General features: G+C 68.7%; 22 protein-coding genes. 13 read left to right on the top strand and 9 right to left on the bottom strand.

Features of this window, described 5'->3' with window-relative positions; genetic code table 11:
* Nucleotides 1–258: 258 nt before the first annotated feature.
* On the bottom strand, nt 259–516 hold the full coding sequence (locus Ato02nite_RS49885) for a hypothetical protein (RefSeq protein WP_246608240.1): 258 nt from the start codon (nt 514–516) through the stop codon (nt 259–261).
* Nucleotides 517–580: 64 nt separating this feature from the next.
* Nucleotides 581–1096, bottom strand: coding sequence for a DUF402 domain-containing protein (locus tag Ato02nite_RS49880; protein WP_213013781.1), 516 nt, complete (start codon nt 1094–1096; stop codon nt 581–583).
* 197 nt (nt 1097–1293) lie between these two features.
* Between Ato02nite_RS49880 and Ato02nite_RS49875 the strand changes: the two genes are divergently transcribed.
* Together Ato02nite_RS49875 and Ato02nite_RS49870 are read left to right on the top strand one after the other, a co-directional pair.
* Nucleotides 1294–2151, top strand: coding sequence for a hypothetical protein (locus tag Ato02nite_RS49875; RefSeq protein WP_213013780.1), 858 nt, complete (start codon nt 1294–1296; stop codon nt 2149–2151).
* A complete protein-coding gene (locus Ato02nite_RS49870; protein WP_213013779.1) occupies nt 2148–2762 on the top strand; it encodes a helix-turn-helix domain-containing protein in 615 nt (204 codons plus the stop codon). The genes Ato02nite_RS49875 and Ato02nite_RS49870 overlap by 4 nt, the downstream gene beginning before the upstream one ends.
* A gap of 172 nt (nt 2763–2934) precedes the next feature.
* Here Ato02nite_RS49870 and Ato02nite_RS49865 read toward each other — a convergent pair whose 3' ends face one another.
* A complete protein-coding gene (locus Ato02nite_RS49865) occupies nt 2935–3579 on the bottom strand; it encodes a bifunctional DNA primase/polymerase (RefSeq protein WP_213013778.1) in 645 nt (214 codons plus the stop codon).
* Nucleotides 3580–3832: 253 nt separating this feature from the next.
* Here Ato02nite_RS49865 and Ato02nite_RS49860 point away from each other — a divergent pair, with 253 nt between their 5' ends.
* From Ato02nite_RS49860 to Ato02nite_RS49830, 7 genes are all read left to right on the top strand, one after another.
* Complete coding sequence (locus tag Ato02nite_RS49860; RefSeq protein WP_213013777.1) at nt 3833–5062, top strand: helix-turn-helix domain-containing protein; 1230 nt, start codon at nt 3833–3835, stop codon at nt 5060–5062.
* A gap of 88 nt (nt 5063–5150) precedes the next feature.
* Entirely contained in the window at nt 5151–5738 is a 588-nt protein-coding gene (locus Ato02nite_RS49855; RefSeq protein ID WP_213013776.1) for a flavoprotein, read from the top strand.
* 10 nt (nt 5739–5748) lie between these two features.
* Nucleotides 5749–6603 (top strand): Nif3-like dinuclear metal center hexameric protein, encoded by an 855-nt coding sequence (locus Ato02nite_RS49850; RefSeq protein ID WP_438873137.1) that lies wholly within the window; start codon nt 5749–5751, stop codon nt 6601–6603.
* Nucleotides 6600–7334, top strand: coding sequence for a zinc ribbon domain-containing protein (locus tag Ato02nite_RS49845; protein WP_213013774.1), 735 nt, complete (start codon nt 6600–6602; stop codon nt 7332–7334). Before Ato02nite_RS49850 ends, Ato02nite_RS49845 begins: the two co-directional genes overlap by 4 nt.
* Nucleotides 7292–8431, top strand: coding sequence for a bifunctional RNase H/acid phosphatase (locus Ato02nite_RS49840; protein WP_213013773.1), 1140 nt, complete (start codon nt 7292–7294; stop codon nt 8429–8431). Before Ato02nite_RS49845 ends, Ato02nite_RS49840 begins: the two co-directional genes overlap by 43 nt.
* 1 nt (nt 8432) lies before the next feature.
* Nucleotides 8433–8834, top strand: a complete 402-nt coding sequence (locus Ato02nite_RS49835; protein WP_213013772.1) for a hypothetical protein — start codon at nt 8433–8435, stop codon at nt 8832–8834.
* 621 nt (nt 8835–9455) lie between these two features.
* A complete protein-coding gene (locus Ato02nite_RS49830; protein ID WP_246608241.1) occupies nt 9456–10199 on the top strand; it encodes a DUF6082 family protein in 744 nt (247 codons plus the stop codon).
* Nucleotides 10200–10645: 446 nt separating this feature from the next.
* Here the strand turns inward: Ato02nite_RS49830 and Ato02nite_RS49825 are convergent, their stop codons facing one another.
* Genes Ato02nite_RS49825 through Ato02nite_RS49815 form a run of 3 tightly spaced genes read right to left on the bottom strand, consistent with a single transcriptional unit; the run spans nt 10646 to nt 12935 of the window.
* A complete protein-coding gene (locus Ato02nite_RS49825) occupies nt 10646–11458 on the bottom strand; it encodes an ABC transporter permease (protein WP_213013770.1) in 813 nt (270 codons plus the stop codon).
* Nucleotides 11455–12399, bottom strand: coding sequence for an aliphatic sulfonate ABC transporter substrate-binding protein (locus Ato02nite_RS49820; protein WP_213013769.1), 945 nt, complete (start codon nt 12397–12399; stop codon nt 11455–11457). The genes Ato02nite_RS49825 and Ato02nite_RS49820 overlap by 4 nt, the downstream gene beginning before the upstream one ends.
* Nucleotides 12400–12443: 44 nt before the next feature.
* Nucleotides 12444–12935 (bottom strand): VOC family protein, encoded by a 492-nt coding sequence (locus Ato02nite_RS49815; RefSeq protein ID WP_213013768.1) that lies wholly within the window; start codon nt 12933–12935, stop codon nt 12444–12446.
* A gap of 125 nt (nt 12936–13060) precedes the next feature.
* On the opposite strand from Ato02nite_RS49815, the gene Ato02nite_RS49810 reads away from it, so the two are divergent.
* The 3 genes from Ato02nite_RS49810 (at nt 13061) to mctP (ending at nt 16322) form a co-directional block, all read left to right on the top strand.
* Entirely contained in the window at nt 13061–14329 is a 1269-nt protein-coding gene (locus Ato02nite_RS49810; protein ID WP_213013767.1) for a glycoside hydrolase family 18 protein, read from the top strand.
* 123 nt (nt 14330–14452) lie between these two features.
* A complete protein-coding gene (locus Ato02nite_RS49805; protein ID WP_438873136.1) occupies nt 14453–14674 on the top strand; it encodes a DUF3311 domain-containing protein in 222 nt (73 codons plus the stop codon).
* A 4-nt stretch (nt 14675–14678) separates the two neighbouring features.
* Complete coding sequence (gene mctP / locus Ato02nite_RS49800) at nt 14679–16322, top strand: monocarboxylate uptake permease MctP (RefSeq protein WP_213013765.1); 1644 nt, start codon at nt 14679–14681, stop codon at nt 16320–16322.
* 273 nt (nt 16323–16595) lie between these two features.
* On the opposite strand, the gene Ato02nite_RS49795 is transcribed toward mctP, so the two are convergent.
* Genes Ato02nite_RS49795 through Ato02nite_RS49785 form a run of 3 tightly spaced genes read right to left on the bottom strand, consistent with a single transcriptional unit; the run spans nt 16596 to nt 18989 of the window.
* Complete coding sequence (locus tag Ato02nite_RS49795) at nt 16596–17330, bottom strand: hypothetical protein (RefSeq protein ID WP_213013764.1); 735 nt, start codon at nt 17328–17330, stop codon at nt 16596–16598.
* A gap of 24 nt (nt 17331–17354) precedes the next feature.
* Nucleotides 17355–17810 carry a MarR family winged helix-turn-helix transcriptional regulator gene (locus Ato02nite_RS49790; protein ID WP_213013763.1) on the bottom strand — a complete coding sequence of 152 codons (456 nt, stop codon included), beginning with the start codon at nt 17808–17810 and terminating at the stop codon, nt 17355–17357.
* Between the two features lie 9 nt (nt 17811–17819).
* On the bottom strand, nt 17820–18989 hold the full coding sequence (locus tag Ato02nite_RS49785; RefSeq protein WP_213013762.1) for an MFS transporter: 1170 nt from the start codon (nt 18987–18989) through the stop codon (nt 17820–17822).
* A 46-nt stretch (nt 18990–19035) separates the two neighbouring features.
* On the opposite strand from Ato02nite_RS49785, the gene Ato02nite_RS49780 reads away from it, so the two are divergent.
* The gene (locus Ato02nite_RS49780; RefSeq protein ID WP_213013761.1) at nt 19036–19611 is read left to right on the top strand and encodes a TetR/AcrR family transcriptional regulator; all 576 of its coding nucleotides are present in this window, start codon (nt 19036–19038) and stop codon (nt 19609–19611) included.
* Nucleotides 19612–19633 lie beyond the last annotated feature (22 nt).

The raw sequence follows: 19633 nt of genomic DNA, 5'->3' as shown, positions 1-19633 counted from the left end.
CTCCGGGGGCCGAGCCCCCGGACGCCCCGCGCTGCCGGGGTGCGCCTGCGGACCCCGCTGGCCCGCGCTGCCGGGGTGCGCCTGCGGACCCCGGCTGGCCCGCGTTGCCGGGGTGCGCCTGCGGACCCCGCTGGCCCGCGCTGCCGGGGTGCGCCTGCGGACCCCGGCTGGCCCGCGTTGGCCCGCGTTGCCGAGGTGAGCCTGCGGACCCCGGCTGGCCCGCGTTGCCGGGGTGCGCCTGCGGAGTGGGCTGGTGGGCTAGTGGGGTGGGGGCTGGGTCATGGCGATCAGGCCGGCCAGGGTCGAGGTCAGGACTTCGGTCACGTTGGGCAGGTCGGCGGGGCAGAGGCCGGCGCTGAGCTCGCTGATCACCTGGCCGTCGGGATCGGTGCTCACGATGCACAGGTCGATGCGGTGGTCGTCGGTGGGGAAGGCGGTCACCTGGTAGTCGGTGTCGCCCAGGACCACGCGGCGGTCGAGGGTGATGGGGGACGACTGGAGCGCGGTGTCATTCATGGGGGTGACATTAGGGTCACCCTCTGACAGTTTCGGGATCAGCGGAGGCGGGCGGCCGGCGCGGTCACGCCCGGCCCACCTGGCCGAGCCACTTGCGGTAGTGGTCGGCGAACGGTTCGTCGTTCTGGGTGAGGGCCTCGCGCAGCTCGGCCACCGCCTGCAGAGCACCCTGGACGATCTCGTCGGGGTAACCGAGCGAGATCCGGTGCTCGGCGAACTCGTCCTCGTCCTCGACCTCCACCCGGCCGTCGGCGCGGTAGCGGACCAGGTCGATGTCGAGATCGATCACGGTGATCTCGGCCGGGCCGGTCCACCGGGCCGGGGTGGTGACGTCGCAGTACATGTCGCGGGCGTCCGGCTCGGCCAGGCACATCGCCATCCACCAGCCCTCGGCCGGGATCAGCCGGACCGCGTCGGCCCGGGTCAGCCCGGTCGGCCGGCTGCCGTAGTGATAGCTGACCACGCTGCCGCGCGGGGTGGCCAGCCACGTGCCGTACGCATCTTCGCCGAGCAACCGGCCGGTGACCTGGCGGTGCGGTGAACCGTCGAACTTGCGCAGGATCAGATCGACGGCAGTCACCCGGAGAGGCTACATCGATCACCGTCGGGTGAGTGCCCCACCGGACGGCAACCGGGAAGCAACGAGTGAACATTCAACTCGACCCGGGGCGGAACCGATCCAACACTTGCCTGGCGGGGAGCACCCGCCGGTGGGCGGGCCCCGGTCGGAAATCCCCTCGGCGATCGGGCCCGCCCGGATACCAGGGGAGGGGTGTAGTGGCGGAGCTGTTCATCGGCGCGGATACCGAGAAGACCGTGGTCTCGGCGTACCCGCTGAAGACCCGGACCGGTCGCACCCGCCGCACCCGCACCGGAACCGTGACCGAGTTCCTTCCGGTCACGCCGAGCGGGCGAAGCCGCGAGGTCCGGGTGACCTTCCTGGCCCGGCTGAGCCTTCCGCTGGTGCTCGTCGCCACCCTGATGTTCGCGGCCGGGCTGCCCGCCTGGTTGCCGGCCGTTATCATCCTGGTCACCGTCGGCCTGGCCGGCTGGGACGACCGGCGCCGCGCGCAGCGCACCACCTTCGCGATCCCGCGTGATCCCGGCGCGCGCGTCCTGCGTACGCCCGAGGAGCGTGCGGCCTACGGCCGTGCCGTCGCCGTCGCCCGCCGGATCCGGCGCACCTGGCCGGCGCTGCCCGGCATGATCGACCCGGACGCCGCCGACGCCACCCTCACCCACGCCCTCGACGACCTGGCCAGCCTGCTGGTCCGGCGGCAGGAGATCCGCGCCCTGCGGACCGGCCTGCGGAACGTACGGATGGCCGACGTGCCGGCCGACAGCCCGGCCGCGCTCGCCCTCGCCGAGCAGCGGCAGCGCACCGAACAGCTGTGGCTCGACTCGGCCGCGCAGGCGAACCGCATCCTGCGCAGCATCGACGAGACCGCGCTGGCCGGCGAGACGTTCGTCCGCGAGCAGCGGATCGGCGCGACCGCCCGGCAGGCCGAGCAGGTCCTGGCCCGGCTCACCGCCGGTGCGCCGCCCGCCGAGTCCGCGCCGGAGCTCGCCGACCGGACGACGGTGGTCCTGGACGCCTACCGGGAGCTGGCCGCTGCCGCATCATTGGTGCCGTGACCCCTACCGATGACGTGCTCCGCGAGGTCGGGCCCCGGCTGCGGGCGCTGCGCCGCAAGTCGCGGATCACGCTCGCCGCGCTGGCCGAGACCACCGGGATCTCGGTCAGCACCCTGTCCCGGCTCGAGTCGGGGCAGCGCAAGGCCACCCTGGAACTGCTGCTTCCGCTGGCCCAGGCCCACCGGGTGCCGCTGGACGAACTGGTCGGCGCGCCGCAGACCGGCGACCCCCGGGTGTACGCACGGCCGATTGAACGGTTCGGTCAGCTGATCCTGCCGCTGAGCCGTAATCCGGGCGGCCCGCAGGCGTTCAAGCACATCATCGCGGCGGGGGACACCCGGCAGAAGCCCGACCCGAAGACGCACGAGGGCTACGAATGGCTCTACGTGCTCACCGGCAAGCTCCGCCTGATCCTCGGCCCGCACGACCTGGTCCTGCCGGCCGGGGAGGCGGCGGAGTTCGACACCCGGACACCGCACTGGTTCGGCAGCGCCGGGGAGGCGGTCGAGTTCCTCACCATCTTCGACCAGCAGGGTGCCCGGATCCACGTCCGGGCCCGGCCGTCAGCTGCGCCGGGGAGTTCCCGGCGGACGGGAGCCGACGGGGCGTGACCCGCGGGGCCGAGTACCGGCGCCACGATCACGCAGGTTCACTCCTTTGTGTGACTCGACCATCACACAGAATGCAACTACGTTGTCTGTCGACATGCGTGCCCCCGCCGATGCCCGTGTACCGTCCGCTACCAGCGTCAACGATCCGGCGGTCGGTCGGACGTTAGCGCCCTCATCCGGCTCGCCGGCTGGTGGACAGTTGCCGCGGCACGGTGATCCGGGGTTCGCGAACCGCCCCGATGGCCGCCACCAGCAGGTCCTGGACGATCTCCGGCGCGGGCAGCGTCCACTGTGTCCGCTCGGGCGGCACGGCCCAGCGCACCGGCCCTTCCAGCATCCGGCTCGGCGCGGCCGGGATCCACGAGCCACGCCCGTGCCGCACCACGTCCAGCCGGTGCTCCAGCTCGTCGCGCAGCGGGGCGCCCGGCCGCACCAGGAACATCCAGCGCCCGGCCGCGGTGACCGCGACCGGCCCGGCGGCCCGGTGCAACCGGGCCATGCCGAAGACCTGCAGGCCGAGCGAGGCCGGCACCTCCAGCACGTCGAAGCGCCGGCCGGTGGCGAGCAGCACGCTGTGCGGGCGGTGCCGCCACCACCGGTGCACCAGGCCGGTGTCGGTGGTGGCGTTGTCCTCCCAGGACTCCAGGGCCGGGTGGCACATCATGATCGGGCAGCCTGGCCGGCCGCACGCGAATCGGTGCCCGGTCAGCCAGGCGCCCGGCGTCACGGCCCAGCCGTGGGCGGCGTACCGCAGCGCGTGCCGGCGCAGCCGGCTCCGCTCCCATGGGACGAACGGATGATTGGCGGTCCACTGCATGGCTCCACAACCTTCGGCCTAGGAGGACTTCCGGGTGGACCGACGGCCATAACAGCCGCCGGTGCCGTATCCAAGCCCGACACACCTCGTTGGGCTCGTCAGATTCACCCTTTGCAAGTTGCAACGAAAACTACGAGCATCGGTGAGCAGGCGATCACACACGCTGTGCGACACACGTACGCGTGAAGTGTTCAGACTGCAGTTGACACAAGGGCTCGCCGGCGGGGGTCGCCGGGGAGTCGGGGGAGGCACCGTGGACGAGCTGCCGATCGGCCGCCGCGTCGCCTACTGGCGCGGCCGACGAAAGATGTCCCAGCAGGTCTTCGCGGACCGGTTGGGGAAGTCCAAGAGCTGGGTCGACAAGGTGGAGCGCGGGGTCCGCCGACTCGACAAGTTCTCCGTGGTCTACGAGATCGCCGACGTACTCCAGGTCGACGTCCAGCTGCTGCTGGGCAAGGACGTGGAGCGCCGGCCGGAAACGCAGAACTGCATCGACCAGGTGGAAGTTGAGGAGATTCGCGCGGCTCTGGAGCGTTATGACCAGATGAGCGCGTTCTTCCAGGCTGTGCCTAACTCGCCACCATTGACGGAAATGCGTAAAGCGGTCAGCCACGCCTGGCTGACCTACCAGCACGCCAAGTACGGCGTCCTGGCCCGGGCACTGCCCAAACTGCTGCGCGACGCGCAGGCGGCGGACAGTGCGCATGCGACCACGGCCGAGGCCAAGGACGCTGCCCACCTGCTCGGGCAGGTCTACCAGATCGCCTCCTCGGCGCTGCGCAAGGTCGGTGAGCACGAGCTGTCCTGGCTCGCCGCGGACCGGTCCATCGCGGTGTCCCAGCGAGCCGGCGACCAGCTGCTCGCCGGGCTGGCCAGCTACCGGGTCGGCAGCGCGCTGCTGGCTCTCGGCCGGGTGCGTCCCTCGCTCGAGGTGAACGTCAACATCGCCAACCGGCTCGCGCCCAGCCGCGATCAGACCCATCCCGACCGGCTCTCGGTGTACGGCATGCTGCTGCTCAACGGTGCGATGGCGGCGGCGCGCATCGGCGACAGCGCGACCGTGCGCGACCTGCTCTGCGGCGCCGAACAGGCGTCGCTGGAGCTCGGCGGCGACTTCAACCACTACTGGACCAGCTTCGGCCCGACCAACGTGCAGCTGCACCGCTGCGCCACGGCGGTCGAGCTCGGCGACGGCCGCATGGCGGTGGAGACCCACGAGAAACTTCTCAACCCGGTGGGCTTCAACGCGATGCTGCCCGAGCGGCGGGCGCACCACTACCTGGACATCGCCCGCGGCTACACGCAGATCGGCAACATCGAGAAGGCCAGCGAGATGCTCCTCGAGGGTGACCGGCTCGCCCCGTCGGAAATCCGCTGCCGCCCGCTCGCCCACGAGGTTCTATCCGACGTGCTTCGCCGGACGCGTGGCACGCCGCCGGCTCCGATCGCGGAGCTGGCCGAGCAGATGGGAGTCGGCGTATGAGTGGAGCGGGGAGGCTACGAGCCCTGGCCACAACGGCGAATGATCGCCGAGTCGAGGAACGCAGGCCGGCACAGGGGTGGGTCTTCGCGTGATTACCGGTAACCCCTCGCCGGGCGTGCTCTACATCCTGGTCTGTGGCTCCCCTATCGCCCGTGATGTCGGCATTCTGGTTGGCCTGGCCCAGCAGGAAGGCTGGGACGTGTGCGTGATCACGACGCCGGACGGTCGCAAGTTCGTCGACGTGGCCGCACTCCAGGCACAGACCGGACATCCGGTACGTACCTATTACAAGAGTCCCGGCGACCCCGACATGCTGCCCGAGGCGGACGCGATGATCGTCGCGCCGGCCACGGTCAACACGGTCAACAAGTGGGCCGCCGGGATCACCGACACACTGGTTCTCGGCCTGCTCGTCGAGGGCTACGGGTACGGCGTGCCCACCGCCGTCGTCCCGTACACCAACAAGGTGATGGCCCTGCACCCCGCGCTGCACGAGAGTCTCGCCAAGCTACGCGACTGGGGTGTGCACGTCCTGTACGGCGAGGACGTGTGCCGGCTGGGCGGCCCCGGGCAGACGGATCGCTACCGCGGACAGTTCCCGTGGCGGCGCGCCCTGCAGGCGGTCAGCAATCCGGTGACGATGAGCAGCCGAGTCGAGCCGGGCGCGGTCGGCTAGCCCGATAGAGTTGTCGGCCGTGACCGACAACGCCGCACCACCCACCGTTCTGGACGTGGTGAACGCCCTGGACCGGCGCTACCCCCGGGACTGGGCGGAGTCCTGGGACCGGGTGGGCCTGGTGCTCGGTGACCTCGAACACTCCGTGTCCCGGGTCCTCTGCGTGGTCGACTGCGTCCCCGAGATCGTCGACCAGGCACTGGCCGAGGGCGCCGACCTGATCGTGGCGCACCACCCGCTGCTGCTGAAACCGGTGTCGACGATCGCCCCCGACACCTACAAGGGGCGCATCATCCACCGGCTCATCCGCGGCGACGTGGCCCTCTACGCGGCGCACACGAACGCGGACGTGGCCAACCCCGGCGTCTCCGACGCGCTGGCCGGACGGCTCGACCTGGGCAACCTGCGCCCCCTGGTGCCGGCCGCCACCGGCGGAGGGCGGGGCATCGGCCGCATCGGCGAGCTCCCCGAGCCGATGGACCTTGCCGAGTTCACCGGCTTCGCGGCGAACCGGCTGCCGGTCACCGCGGCCGGCATCCGGGCCGCCGGCGATCCGGCCCGGACCATCCGCACCGTCGCGGTGTGCGGCGGCGCCGGCGACTCGTTCCTGGCCGATGCGACGAGGGCGGGAGTCGACGCGTACGTTTGCGCGGACCTCCGCCACCACCCCGCCAGTGAGCATCTCGCCGAGAACGGCCCCGCGCTGCTCGACGTCGCCCACTGGGCGACCGAACGCCCCTGGCTGGACGAAGTGGCGGAATGGCTGCGCGGCGAGTTCGACGTCGCGGTCACGGTGTCCGACGTGGACACCGACCCCTGGACCATTCATGCTTTCAGTTCCTCGGAGAAAGAGATCCAGCCATGAAGGCCTCCCCGGAAGCCCAGCGCCGCCTGCTCGACCTGCAGGCGGTCGACACCGCCCTGGCCCAGCTCGCCCACCGGCGGAAGTCGCTCCCCGAGCTCGCCGAGATCGACAATGTGTCGCGGGAGCTGTCCGCGCTGGAGGACGAACGGGTCCGTGCGCAGGTCGCGGTCGACGACATCGACCGCGATATCAGCCGCTTCGAGAAGGACATCGAGCAGGTACGCCAGCGCAAGGAGCGCGACCAGAAACGCCTCGACGGCGGCGGCGCCCTCCGTGAGATCGAAGGTCTGCAGCACGAGCTGGCCACCCTCAATCGGCGGCAGTCGGAGCTGGAGGACGCCGAACTCGAGCTGATGGAGCAGAAGGAGACCGCCGAAGCCACCCTGGCCGAGGTCATCGCCCGGCTCGCCGCCGCCACCACCCGCCGCGACGAGGCCGAACGCCGCCGCGACGAGGCACTGACCGACATCACCAAGGAGACGGAGTTCAAGAACTCCAGCCGCGGCCCGCTCGCCGCCGACCTCCCCGCCGACCTGGTCACCCTCTACGACAAGATCCGTACAGAATCCGGCCTCGGCGCCGCCCTGTTCCGCTCGGGCCGCTGCGGCGGCTGCCGCATCGAGCTGTACGGCGCCGACCTGGCCCGGGTCAAGGCGGCCGCGGCCGACGACGTGGTCCGCTGCGAGGAATGCCGCCGCATCATGGTGCGCACGGCGGAGTCCGGGCTGTGAGAGTCGCGATCGAGGCCGACGGCGGATCCCGGGGAAACCCCGGACCGGCCGGCTACGGCGCGGTCGTCCGCGCCCACCCGACCGGCGAGATCCTGCTGGAACGCCTCGGCTCCCTGGGCACCACGACCAACAACGTCGCCGAGTACACCGGCCTGATCGAAGGCCTCAAGGCAGCGCGCGAACTCAACGCCACCGAGGTCGACGTCCGGATGGACTCGAAACTGGTCATCGAGCAGATGTCCGGCCGCTGGCAGATCAAGCACCCCGGCCTGCGCCCCCTCGCGGCCACCGCCGCTGAGCTGGTCACCCACTTCGACAAGGTGACCTTCGACTGGATCCCCCGGGAACGCAACAAGGCGGCGGACGCGCTGGCCAACCGCGCCATGGACGAGGCAACCGGCAAGATCCCGCGCTCGGCGGCCCCGCTCGACCTCGACGCGGCGGCGGCCCCCGTCTCCTGGGCGCCCCCGTCGCTGGACAACGCCACCCGGATCATCCTGGTCCGGCACGGCGAGACGGCACTGACGAAGCAGGGCCGCTACTCCGGCCGCGGCGACGTGCCCCTGTCCGACGAGGGCCAGGCGCAGGCGATGGCGGCCGGCGGCCGCGTCGCCGGCATCAGCCGTGACGTCACGGCCGTCCTGAGCTCACCCTTGGGCAGATGTACGCGTACGGCGGAACTGATCGCCGCCGAGGTGGGCGGCATCCCCGTCACCGTCGTCCCCGACCTGATCGAATGCGACTTCGGCGACTGGGAGGGCCTGACCTTCGCCGAGGTCCAGGAGCGCTGGCCCGACGAGATGCGCGAGTGGCTGGCCTCGGCCGGGGTGGCACCGCCCGGCGGCGAGTCGTTCCGCGCGGTGTCGAAACGGGTCCGAGGCGTCCTGGCAACGATCAAGGACGAGTACGCCGGCGGCGTGGTGGTCGTGGTCTCCCACGTCTCCCCGATCAAGCTGATCCTGAAGGACGCCCTGGCCGCGTCCGACGCGTTCCTGCACAGAATGTTCCTGGACGCGGCCGGCGTCTCCACCATGGACATCTGGCCGGACGGCAACATAGCGGTCCGCTCCGTGAACGAGACGTCCCACCTGCGCTGAGATGGAACGCCGGATCGATCTGAGCAATCTTGACCTGGACCGGGCCGCCGTTCTGATCGCCGAACGCGTACCCGTCTGGTCGGCCTGGGGACTGACGGTGCGCCCACCCACGTGGATGGACAACGACGTCGAGTGGCCCGCACCCCTGCACGAGGACCGGCGCGAGACGCGACGCCCCATGTCGGTGGGGTTGGCGATCGAGGGGCGCACGGAGTTCGTCTTCGCGCAGTTCGTGCTCTACGCCGGGGGATGGGCCGACGCGGACTATCTTCCGGCGGGTGCGGAGGACCCGGTATGCGAGTACGTGGAGATGGAAGACGCGGAGGAGTTAGGCCCCCTCCTCGACCGGGTGGTAGCCCAGCTACGTTCCAGCGACGACTCACCGCCGAGCCAGAACTCATGAGAAATGGACAGGGGCTCCGGCGGCCCACGCCACGGCCACAGAAGTCGGCGTACGGCCGACTCGCCTGTCATTCTCCTGGCCAAGCCATTTAGTACCCTGACTGAGCTGGCGTTCGTGCGTCGGTCAATGCAGGTCAGCCTTTGCTGGGCTAGATGGCCCAGTGACGGTCTGCAAAGAAGGGGACGTCCGGGCCGAACCCCGGACATGGTCCGTGTCCACCCCAGGATCGATCCGGCACCTCGGCGGATGAATACATGTTCCGCTCATGATGTTGGCCCTGGGTTCGACGGGAGCGAATTGAGCTGGTGACCCTCTACCGGATCGTCTCCAGTTTTCTCCCATAAGCGGTGTCGCCTACCTATGCGGGCATTCCTTCGCACAGGCTCCGCCCGGGCGGCCGGATCGCCTCCAGGTTGTACGTCGGCTACCCGCCGGGCCCGGTATCCCGCGCCGCTCGGGGCCGGTCGCTCTGACCGCCGAAGGCTCATCCCCCGTACCGGGCCGGAGATCCTGCCTGCCGGAGGCTCTCTTGATCGAGCCTGGTTCGGACGACGAAAATGACGATCTACTTCCGTTTGTACAGCTCTATTACACTCGGTGAAGAAAGGAGGATGGAGCGTGATGTCTAAACTGAATAGTGCCCGGAAATATGTACTGCAGGCCGGAGGCGCCCTCATTATTCTCGTCGCCCTTCTGTTTTCCCCCTTCGCCCTCCTCGTCGTAGTCGGAAGATTTTCGGGGGACAGTTGGGCACGCCTGAGTGAGGCTGGACAATCGTACGGTTTTGCTGCCGCACTATTTTCGGCGGCTGCATTATTTGCCGTTTCCGTTTCAGCCGTTACTCAGGCAAAGCAGAGGCGCCTTTCGGAGCAGCAGGTATTCCGAGCGATGCAGACAGAGTTGATGCGCGTGGCGATAAGCGAACCTGATGTCTACATGCCCTGCTACGGCGCTGAAACGTCCGAAGAGGTAACGCGGACGAAACAGTGGATGTTCTGCGCCCTTCGGATGCGTCATTGGCTCGCCGGCTTCGAGATGGGAGAAGTGGTTGAAGCTGAAATTCGAAGCGAGCTGGCGCCTGAGGTCTACGGAAACCCAGTTTCCCGTCGATGGTGGCAAACAAATAGGAGGCTCTGGCAGCAAGTTCACCAGGGTAAAGGTGCAACGATGGCTCAGATAATCGACGAAGAGATGATTAAATATATGTCGAACGTAGGGGGAACACCCATTGAAGTCTCTGCTGTAGGACATCTCACTAATTCGTTCGGCCCGTTTTCTGAATCGGCCTTCCTGGATGAGACTGGCACCAGTTCTCAAGCGATTAAACCTCCAACCCAGCCGCTGGTAGCAGATCAAGACACTTGACCTAAGTGCGATTAATAAATAGTTGACCCTCGCCTCGGTCCTCCCGGATGCGGAAACCTAGGTTTATCGTAGGCGACGTAACCGCCCTGAGCGTTGCTGGCTCGCACCGGTAATGAAATGGAAAACGCGACTTCCCTGCGCGACGTGGCAGCGTGCTGCCCCGCAGGGGCCTGCCGCAAACCCGTACTGCTGTTGCGCGCCATCGGCTATATCGTCGATCATGCGGGTAGTGAAGAGTTCGCTCATCTCCGCAGCTACTCATTCCCTCTGAATCGACCGCGGCAGATACTTCTGTTGGGTGCCGACGTTCCTGCGACAAGGGTGGCCCTTGGACCGAAACGACGATGCCGAGTCCATGCTCTTGTTGATTACGGTGAGTTGATCGGATTGACTCCGACTCGGGTTGCTCATAACCTCACGACGGAATCCGTCGTGCGACGCGGCGATCACGTTGCTTTGAGGCCCCGCCTCCACGAGAGGGCTCGCTTTTCCGCGATCCGGAGCAGGACGTCGGACAGCAGGCCCAGCAGGGCGTAGACGAACAGGCCCAGGACGACCACGTCGGTTTGGCTGAACTCTCGGGCCTCCATCATCAGGAAGCCGATTCCGTTCTGGGTGTTGGTCTGTTCGCCGACCACCAGGCTCAGCCAGGCCGCGCCGATCGCCAGTCGCAACCCCAGGAACAGCGACGGCAGTGCGCCCGGCAGAACCACGTGCACCAGGCGCTGCCACGTGCCCAGGCCGTACGTGCGGGCCAGCTCGATCAGGCGCTCGTCGATGTCGCGGATTCCGGCGTACGTGTTGAAGTAAAGCGGGAAGAACGCGCCCAGCGCGACCAGCGTGATTTTCATCGATTCGCCGATGCCTACCCAGATGATCAGCAGTGGGACCAGGGCCAGGTGGGGCAGCATGCGGGCCATCTGCACCGGTGGGTCGATGGCGTCGTCGCCCAGGCGTAGCAAGCCGGCCAGCGAGCCCAGCACCAGTGCCAGGGTGCCGCCGATCAGCAGACCGATGGCCGCCCTGGTCAGCGAGTCGAGCAGGTGGTGGCCGAGGGTGCCGTCCAGGGACAGGCGCCAGCCCGTCTGCAGGACCGTGCTGGGGGCGGGCAGTTTGTCCGCCGAGATGAGGCCGGCTCGGGCGGCGATCTCCCACAGCGCAAGGATCAGCAGTGGGCTGACCAGCCTTCGCCAGCGTCTCGTCGTTTTCGCCGGCGCCGGTGGGGCCTCGGTGGCCGGCGGCGCCGCTACCAGCGTCATTGCGCGGCGCCGGTGAAGCGCTTGTCGAGAAGTGCCGGCACGTCGATGCTGCCGGGAATCAGTTCCAGCTTGGTGAAACCGTCGGCGATGCCCTGCAGTTCGGTGCCGATCTCGTCGGTCAGCGGGGCGATCGGCTGGGCGGCGCGGGCCAGGGCCCGCTTGGTGGTCGGCTCGTCGATTTTCAGTTCCGGCGCGAGAACGGCGGCGCGTTCGTCCGGGTGGGCGATTCCCCAGGCCGTCGTTTTCTCGTACGTCGTCAGGAAGCTCTTGATCTGCTCGGTCTTCTTATCGGCTGCGTCCTGGGCGACGAGAATGTATTCGCGGTTGTTCGCGACGCCGGTCGCGTCGGCGAGGATCTGCACGTCGGCGCGTTCGGCGAGCGCGAAGTAGGGATCCCAGATGATCCAGGCGTCGACCTGGTCGTTGTCGAAGGCGGGGCGTCCCTCGGCCGGCTTCAGATACTTCACGTTGACGTCGGCGAGCGTCAGGTGGCTGGTCTCCAGCAGCCGGACCAGCAGCCAGTGCACGTTGGAGCCCTTGTTGAGGGCGATCGTCTTGCCTTTGAGGTCGGCGAAGGTCTTGAAGCCACGGCTCTTCTTGACCAGCACGGCCTCGCTCTTCGGCGAGGGCGCACCGACTGCGGCGATCTTGAACGGCGTCTTGGCGGCGGCCGCGAAGATCGGTGGCGCCTCCCCGGTCTGCCCGATGTCGATCGCGCCCGCTTTGATCGCCTCGGTGAGCGCCGGCCCGCTCTCGAAGAGCGACCAGGTGACGCCGGGCGCATCGCCTCGGGCTTTGACCAGGCTCAATCCGCCGAAGCGCTGGTATCCGATGCGGAGGTTGCCGCCACCGGCGGCTTCGGTGTCGTCGTCGCCGCATCCGCTGAGCGCGGCGGCTGCGGCGAGGGTGAGGGCAGCTGCGAGAGCGAGAGTACGACGCATGGGTCGTACTCTATATAGCCGATGGGATATATGGATAGAGTTCGCTAGCGGTCGGCCAGACTCCGCAATGTCTCATCGAGGGTGGCGAATACGGTGTCGGTGCCGCCGCCCGCCCAGTGCGGGACCGGGTCGGGCTGACCGGGGGCCGGCGCCCACAGCCACCACACGTTCCGCCACGGATCGAGCATGCGGCCCAGCGTGGTCTCGCCGTAGAACGGGGTCGGCTCGGTGACCATGGTGGCGCCGCGCTCGACCGCCCGCTTCAGCACCGACCCGACATCACGCACCCACACCTGCAGCAGCCCGGGCCGGGACGGCCAGCCGTCCAGCCGGTCGGCGAACATCAGGTCGACCGTGCCCATCCGGATCTGGGCGTGGATCAGCTTGCCGTCCGGCGTCGGCGTGCGCGCTTCGGTCAGTTCCGCGACGCCGAACACCTCGGTCACAAAACCGATCAGACCGGCGGCATCGTCGACGATCACGAACGGGTTCAGCGTGGCGCCGCCGAACGGGACATCTTCCAGTAGCTCAGTCATAACCGAAGCATGACCGGCCTTCCGGTCAGTTTCCGGCCGCTACAGGCATTGCCCTACTCCCGTGTGGACGTTTAGCTTCCTCAATCAGGAAACTTTATTTACTGTCCTGAAGGATAGGAGGACTCATGCGCGTTCTCACCCGTCGCCTGGTGGCGGTCGCCGCGGTGGCCGGCACGCTGGTGGCGGCCGCTCCCGGCGCCGCCCAGGCGCACGGAAAGTCATATGTCAAGGTCGGGTACTTCACGCAGTGGGGGATCTACGGCCGCGGGTTCCCGCTCGCCAAGGTGCAGAACTCCGGCGCCGCGGCGAAGCTCACCCACCTCAACTACGCGTTCGGGCCGGTCACGGCGGCCGGGGTCTGCGACTCCGGCGACTCGTGGGCGGACTGGGGAACGTCCTTCTCCGACGCCAACAGCGTCGACGGGGTCGGCGACGTCGCGGGGCAGCCGCTGGCCGGCAACCTCAACCAGCTCGCCGAACTCAAGGCGAAGAACCCGAAGCTGCGGGTGCTGATCTCGCTCGGCGGCTGGACCGGATCGGCGTACTTCTCGGACGCGGCCCGGACCGACGCCTCGCGCAAGAAACTCGTCAGCTCCTGTATCGATCTCTGGATCAAGGGAAACCTCCCGGGGTTGCCCGCGGGCGTGGCCAAGGGGATCTTCGACGGTATCGATCTCGACTGGGAATGGCCGGGTTCGGAGGGCAATGTCGGCAATGTCATCCGACCCGAGGACAAGCGGAACTTCACCCTTCTGGCCGCGGAGTTCCGGGCACAGCTCGACCAACTCGGCCGGAAGCACTACGACCTGACCGCGTTCCTGCCGGCCTCGCCGGCGAAGATCGATGCCGGGTTCGAGGGTCGCAAGATCTTCAAGTACCTCGATTTCGGGACCGTCCAGGGGTACGACTTCCACGGCTCGTGGGAACTGCGGGCCAACCAGCAGTCGTCGATCTTCGTGCCCAGGGGTGCGCCGGACAACCCGGACTTCTCCGCGGACAACGCGGTCAACGCCTGGGTGCGGGCGGGTGCGCCGCGGAGTGAGCTCGTCCTCGGCCTGCCCTACTACAGCCAGGGCTGGACCGGGATCACCAGCGGCGGCAACGGCCGGTTCGCCACCGCCACCGGCCCGGCCATCGGTGTGTTCGCGAACGGGACCGAGGACTACAAGACGGTGAAGAACCTGCCCGGCTTCAAGCTCTACCGGGATTGGCGAGCCGGCAACTCGTGGCTGTTCGACGGAACCACCTTCTGGACCTACGACGACCCGGCCCAGATGCTGCAGAAGACGCGCTACATCCGGGCGAAAGGCCTGGGCGGGGCGATGATGTGGTCGCTGGACGGCGACGACGACAACGCGTCGCTGACCAAGGCGATCTCGGCCGGACTCCGGTAGAAAAGTTACCGCGGTGTGGCGGTGCCGTTAAGCGCACCGTCACACCCGTTCGGCGCACGGTGATCGACTGACTCCGGCCCGCGTCGTTAGCGTCTGTGTGGATCCTGAGAGAAGCGAGGAGGTGTGCTGATGGCCGAGCCCGAAACGCCACCACCGGCCCGCAGCGATCGCAGCCCCTGGAACTGGCTGCTCATCGTCCCGATCGTGGTGCCCCTGCTGACGCCCCTGTACAACCACGACTCGCCGCGGTTGTGGGGCTTCCCGATGTTCTACTGGCTGCAGTTCGCCTTCATCCTGCTGGGCGTGGTGACCACCAGCGTCGTCTACCGGATGACCCGGAGGTGACCCGATGAGCGACCACATCACCGAGATCGTCATCTTCACGGTTCTGTTCCTGCTGGTCAGTGGCATCGGCTTCGTGGCCGCCCGGTGGCGCGCGCCGAAGGACATGGCTCACCTCGACGAGTGGGGCCTGGGCGGGCGCAGCTTCGGCGGGTGGGTCACCTGGTTCCTGGTCGGCGGTGACCTCTACACGGCGTACACCTTCGTGGCCGTGCCCGCACTGATCTTCGGGGCCGGCGCCGCCGGTTTCTTCGCGGTGCCCTACACCGTGATCATCTATCCGCTGTTCTTCCTGATCCTGATCCGGCTCTGGTCGGTCTCGCATCGGCACGGCTTCGTGACCCCCGCCGACTTCGTGCGCAGCCGGTTCGACTCGCCGACGCTCGCGCTGGTCATCGCGATCACCGGCATCGTCGCCACCATGCCGTACATCGCCTTGCAGCTGATCGGCATCGAAGCGGTGCTCAAGACGATGGGCGTGACCGGCGACAGCGCGCTCGCCCGGCACGCGCCGATCATCATCGCGTTCGCGATCCTCGCGGCCTACACCTATCAGTCGGGGCTGCGCGCTCCCGCGCTGATCGCGTTCGTGAAAGACACCCTGATCTACATCGTCATCATCGTCGCGGTGCTCTACCTGCCCTACAAACTGGGCGGCTGGGGCGACATCTTCGACGCCGCCGACAAGAAATTCCAGGGTACGGCCGCGCCCGGTGACGGCATTCTGCTGAACGCCAACAACCAGATTCAATACATCACGCTGGCCGTGGGTTCGGCGCTCGCGCTGTTCCTCTACCCGCACAGCATCACCGGCGTGCTGGCGAGCAAGAACCGCAACGTCATCAAGCGGAACATGTCGGCGCTGCCGGCCTACAGTTTCCTGCTCGGTCTGATCGCGCTGCTCGGTTACATGGCCATCTCGGCCGGGGTGAAGCCGCTGCCCGGCGCGAAAGAGGGCACGGTCGACAGCAACACCGTGGTGCCGTTGCTGTTCGACCAGAAATTCCCGGCCTGGTTCGCCGGCATCGCGTTCGCCGCGATCGGCATCGGCGCGCTGGTCCCGGCGGCCATCATGTCGATCGCCGCGGCCAATCTCTTCACCCGCAACATCTACAAGGAATACCTGAAGCGGGACGCCACCCACGCCCAGGAGGCGCAGGTCTCGAAAATCGCCTCGCTGGTCGTGAAGGTCGGCGCGGTCGCCTTCATCGTCTTCCTCGACCCGCAATTCTCCATCGACCTGCAACTCATCGGTGGCGTCATCATTCTGCAGACGGCACCGGCCGTCGCGCTCGGCCTCTACACCCGCTGGCTGCACCGCGGCGCGCTGATCACCGGATGGGCGGCCGGCATGGGCCTCGCCTTCTGGATGCTCTGGCAGATCCCGAACGCGGCCACCAAACGCGCCCACTTCGGCGGTTCCGCGTTCCCGCTGTCCGAGTTCGGCTTCGACACCAAGAAGACCATCTACGTCGGTTTCGTCGCGGTGGCGGTCAATCTGATCGTGGCGGTTATGGCGACGTTCTTCCTGCGGGCCATGAAAACCCCGGAAGGCGTCGACGGCACCACTCCGGACGATTATTTCGCCGACGAGGGCGACCCCCGCATCGACAAGAGCCAAACCCCGGTCGACACGGTCTCGTCGACCTAGAACCGGACCCGCTCCCGGGTCGGAGAACGCCGCAACCAGACTTGGTGCGGCGTTCTCGCCTTTCTCGCGCTTTTTACGAGTACGCCGTCGGGGCCCCCAACCGCACCATCGGCGAACCGCCGAGGGGACGAGCCGGGTGCACGGAACGGCCGTCCCCGGCCGCCGGCCGGGGAATCAGGACGGGTTAGCGGCCCACCATTCCCGGGCCAGAATCCCCATCAGCAGGTCGTCGTGCCAGGCACCGCCGCGATAGACGGATTCATGGCCACGAAACTACTGCGCGCCGACCACCAGCGCGCCCACGCCGGCCCGCGCCTGCACGTCGACCCCGGCCACGCCCTCCTGCCAGCCGTTCGCCGTGAACGACTGGCCGGCCGCGATGCCCTGGTGGGTCTGGCCGTCCAGGATGACCTGGCCGGCGCCCGAGCCAACCTGCACCCGGGCCGGGGTGCCCGCGGCCAGCCGCACCCGGAACTGGTCGACCCCGCCGGTCATCTCCACCGCCACCGGCTTGGCCGGCTTGGGCAGGGACACGTCGATGCGGCTCGATCCGCCGGCCAGCTGCACGCCGTCGGCGACACCGCCGGCCAGGTCGATCGAGGTCTCCTGGGTGCCGCCGGCGATCCGGACGGTCCAGCCGACGTCGGCGTTCAGGACCACGTCGACGATGCCGGAGCCGGCTTCGGGGCCGGGCACCAGGCGCAGGCGTACGTCGGCGTCGTCCCGGTCGGCCTTGGGGGTCAGGCCGCTGCCGTCCGGCGTACTGATCCGGTAGAGGTCGTCGATCTTCTCCGCTCGCACCCGGACCGAGGTGGCGCCGTCGAGCAGCTCGAACGTGGCGTTCTGCTCGCGCTCCCGGGATCCGGTCACCGTATGCGGACCGTCGCCGTCTCGATTGGTGACGCCGATCAGGATCGCGGCCAGGCCGAGGATCAGCACCGCGGCCAGCGCGACGACCAGGATGAGCGTGGGCCGGGACATCCGGCGAGTCAGTGCCTGCACGGGCATGGAAGTTCCCCGATGTCGCTACGGCTACACCCGGGTGCGCATGTGGTCGGCGAGCGCCTCGTTGAAGCGTTCGAGGGTGGCGGCCAGCTCCTGCTTCTCCCGCTCGGTGTAGTTGGCGAGCACCGACCCGTACAAGATCTTGCGGGCCTGTCGCACCTGCTCGACCTGGCTGAGGCCGAGCGGCGTAGCCGCGATGACCGTGCCCCGCCCGTCCTTCGGATCCCGCTCCCGCTCGACCAGCCGGTCGTTCTGCAGCGCGGTGACCTGCCGGGTGACCGTCGAGCCGTCCAGGTTGAGCGCCGCGGCCAGCACCGAGACGTTGAGCGGCCCGTCCTGCTGCAACTGCCGGAGGATCACGTAGGCGGCCCGGTCGAGGGCGCGATGCGGCTGCACCCCGGTGGAGCGGCGGGTGGCCTCACCGAGCCGCATCAGCATCGCCACCTGCGTCTCGATCGTGCCCAGCACCGCGTCATCACTCATAGTTGTATGTTACAGGGACTTTTCCGAAGGCCGAAGGACCACCGCGCCGAGTCCCATGATGGCGACCAGGCCCACGATCACCGTGAACGAGACGGTCAGGCTGGACACGTGCGCGATGCCACCGATCACGCCGGGAGCGATCAGGCCACTACCGTACGCGATGCCGGCCACGCCGGCGATGTTGCGCCCCGGGTGACCCGGAAGCCGGCCGGCCGCCGCGAAGACCAGCGGGATCACCACCGCGATGCCGATGCCGAGCAGCCCGAACCCGGCGATGACCAGGCTCACCGGCGTCGCCAGCACGACGATCAGCGCCCCGATCGTCGCCACCACCCCGGACAGCCGCACCGCCGTCACCGGCCCGAGCCGGCGCACCACCCAGTCGCCGCCGAACCGGGCCACCGCCATGCAGACCGAGAAGATCGAGACGGTGGCGGCCGCGGTCGAAGCCGGGCTGTGCAGCAGGTCCCGCACGTAGACCGCCGACCAGTCGAGGCTGGCCCCCTCGGCGAAGACGGCGCACAGCCCGATCAGCCCGATCGGCAGCACCTCGCGCGACGGCAGGGCGAACGCGGGCGGCTCGTCCAGGGTCGGCTCCGGCCGGTGCGACAGCAGCCAGAACGACACCGCTCCCGCCACCAGGACCAACGCGACGGTGGTCAGGGCAAAGTGCAGCGGTGCGCCGAGCCCCGCGCGGGCGGCGAGCACCCCGCCCACCGACCCGGCCAGGCCGCCCACACTCCACCAGCCGTGGAAGCCGGACATCACCGACCGCTCGTAGCGCTCCTCGACGACCACGGCGTGCGCGTTCATCGCCACGTCGGCCAGGCCGGCCGTCGCACCGTAGACCACCAGCGTCACGCAGAGCAGGGGCAGCGAGGTCGGCAGGGCCGGCAGCAGCAGCGCCACGGCCCAGCCCACGATCAGCACCCGGATGAGCCACCGCAGGTCGAAGCGGTGCGCCAGCCGCCCGGAGATCGGCATGGCGAGCAGCGCGCCCACCCCCGGCATCAGCAGCGCGACGCCCAGTCCGCCGGCCCCGGTGCCGACATGGTCGGCCACCCACGGAACACGCGAGGCGAAGGTCCCGGTCACGGCGCCATGGACAGCGAAGATCGTGGAAGTGGCGAACCGTGCCCGGCGCAGCGCCGGTGCGGGCTGGAGGTGGGTGACATCCATGGAACCGACGCTAGACGAATCCCGACCAGTTGGTAAGTATTTACCGGTGGGCTACGCGAAGGGCCGCGCCAAGCGGCGGGACATCCTCGATCAGGCGACCGCGCTGTTCGGCGAGGCCGGTTACCGCGGCACCTCATTGCGGGAGATCGCGGCCCGCTGCGACATCTCCCATCCTGGCCTCCTGCACCACTTCCCGACCAAGGAATCGCTGCTGCTGGCCGTGCTGGAGCACCGCGACGAGGTCGACGCGGAGTGGATCACCCTCGGCGATCCCCGCGGCGCCGCCGCCCTGCGGCGCCTGGTCGACCTGGTCCGGCTCAACGCCACGCGGCGCGGGATCGTCGAGCTGTTCACCGTCCTGTCGGCCGAGGCGACGGCAGCCGAGCACCCGGCACACGCGTACTTCGTGAATCGCTATCGGGACCTGGTCCGCGACCTCGAGACGGCGTACTCGACGGCCGCGGTGGCCGGCGACCTGCGGCCCGGGGTCGACCCGGCGCTGGCGGCGCGCGAGCTGATCGCCCTGATGGACGGCCTGCAGATCCAGTGGCTCCTCGACGACACGTCGGTCGACATGGCCGCCACCGTCGACGCCCACCTGCGCACCCAGCTGGTGTCCTAGATGTACTGCCCATGGACGTTGG

It is taken from the genome of Paractinoplanes toevensis (assembly GCF_018332695.1).
GTDB classification, from domain to species: Bacteria; Actinomycetota; Actinomycetes; order Mycobacteriales; family Micromonosporaceae; genus Actinoplanes; species Actinoplanes toevensis.
Note: the sequence above shows the minus strand (reverse complement) of the source record. Positions and strands in the feature narration are given on the sequence as shown.

Coding starts and splice junctions, on each gene's coding strand:
- Ato02nite_RS49810 (WP_213013767.1), top strand. CDS start 13,061: ATGCGCGTTCTCACCCGTCGCCTGGTGGCGGTCGCCGCGGTGGCCGGC.
- Ato02nite_RS49795 (WP_213013764.1), bottom strand. CDS start 17,330: ATGCCCGTGCAGGCACTGACTCGCCGGATGTCCCGGCCCACGCTCATC.
- Ato02nite_RS49785 (WP_213013762.1), bottom strand. CDS start 18,989: ATGGATGTCACCCACCTCCAGCCCGCACCGGCGCTGCGCCGGGCACGG.
- Ato02nite_RS49830 (WP_246608241.1), top strand. CDS start 9,456: ATGTCTAAACTGAATAGTGCCCGGAAATATGTACTGCAGGCCGGAGGC.
- Ato02nite_RS49815 (WP_213013768.1), bottom strand. CDS start 12,935: ATGACTGAGCTACTGGAAGATGTCCCGTTCGGCGGCGCCACGCTGAAC.
- Ato02nite_RS49840 (WP_213013773.1), top strand. CDS start 7,292: ATGCCGCCGCATCATGGTGCGCACGGCGGAGTCCGGGCTGTGAGAGTC.
- Ato02nite_RS49865 (WP_213013778.1), bottom strand. CDS start 3,579: ATGCAGTGGACCGCCAATCATCCGTTCGTCCCATGGGAGCGGAGCCGG.
- Ato02nite_RS49885 (WP_246608240.1), bottom strand. CDS start 516: ATGAATGACACCGCGCTCCAGTCGTCCCCCATCACCCTCGACCGCCGC.
- Ato02nite_RS49835 (WP_213013772.1), top strand. CDS start 8,433: ATGGAACGCCGGATCGATCTGAGCAATCTTGACCTGGACCGGGCCGCC.
- Ato02nite_RS49790 (WP_213013763.1), bottom strand. CDS start 17,810: ATGAGTGATGACGCGGTGCTGGGCACGATCGAGACGCAGGTGGCGATG.
- mctP (WP_213013765.1), top strand. CDS start 14,679: ATGAGCGACCACATCACCGAGATCGTCATCTTCACGGTTCTGTTCCTG.
- Ato02nite_RS49820 (WP_213013769.1), bottom strand. CDS start 12,399: ATGCGTCGTACTCTCGCTCTCGCAGCTGCCCTCACCCTCGCCGCAGCC.
- Ato02nite_RS49845 (WP_213013774.1), top strand. CDS start 6,600: ATGAAGGCCTCCCCGGAAGCCCAGCGCCGCCTGCTCGACCTGCAGGCG.
- Ato02nite_RS49825 (WP_213013770.1), bottom strand. CDS start 11,458: ATGACGCTGGTAGCGGCGCCGCCGGCCACCGAGGCCCCACCGGCGCCG.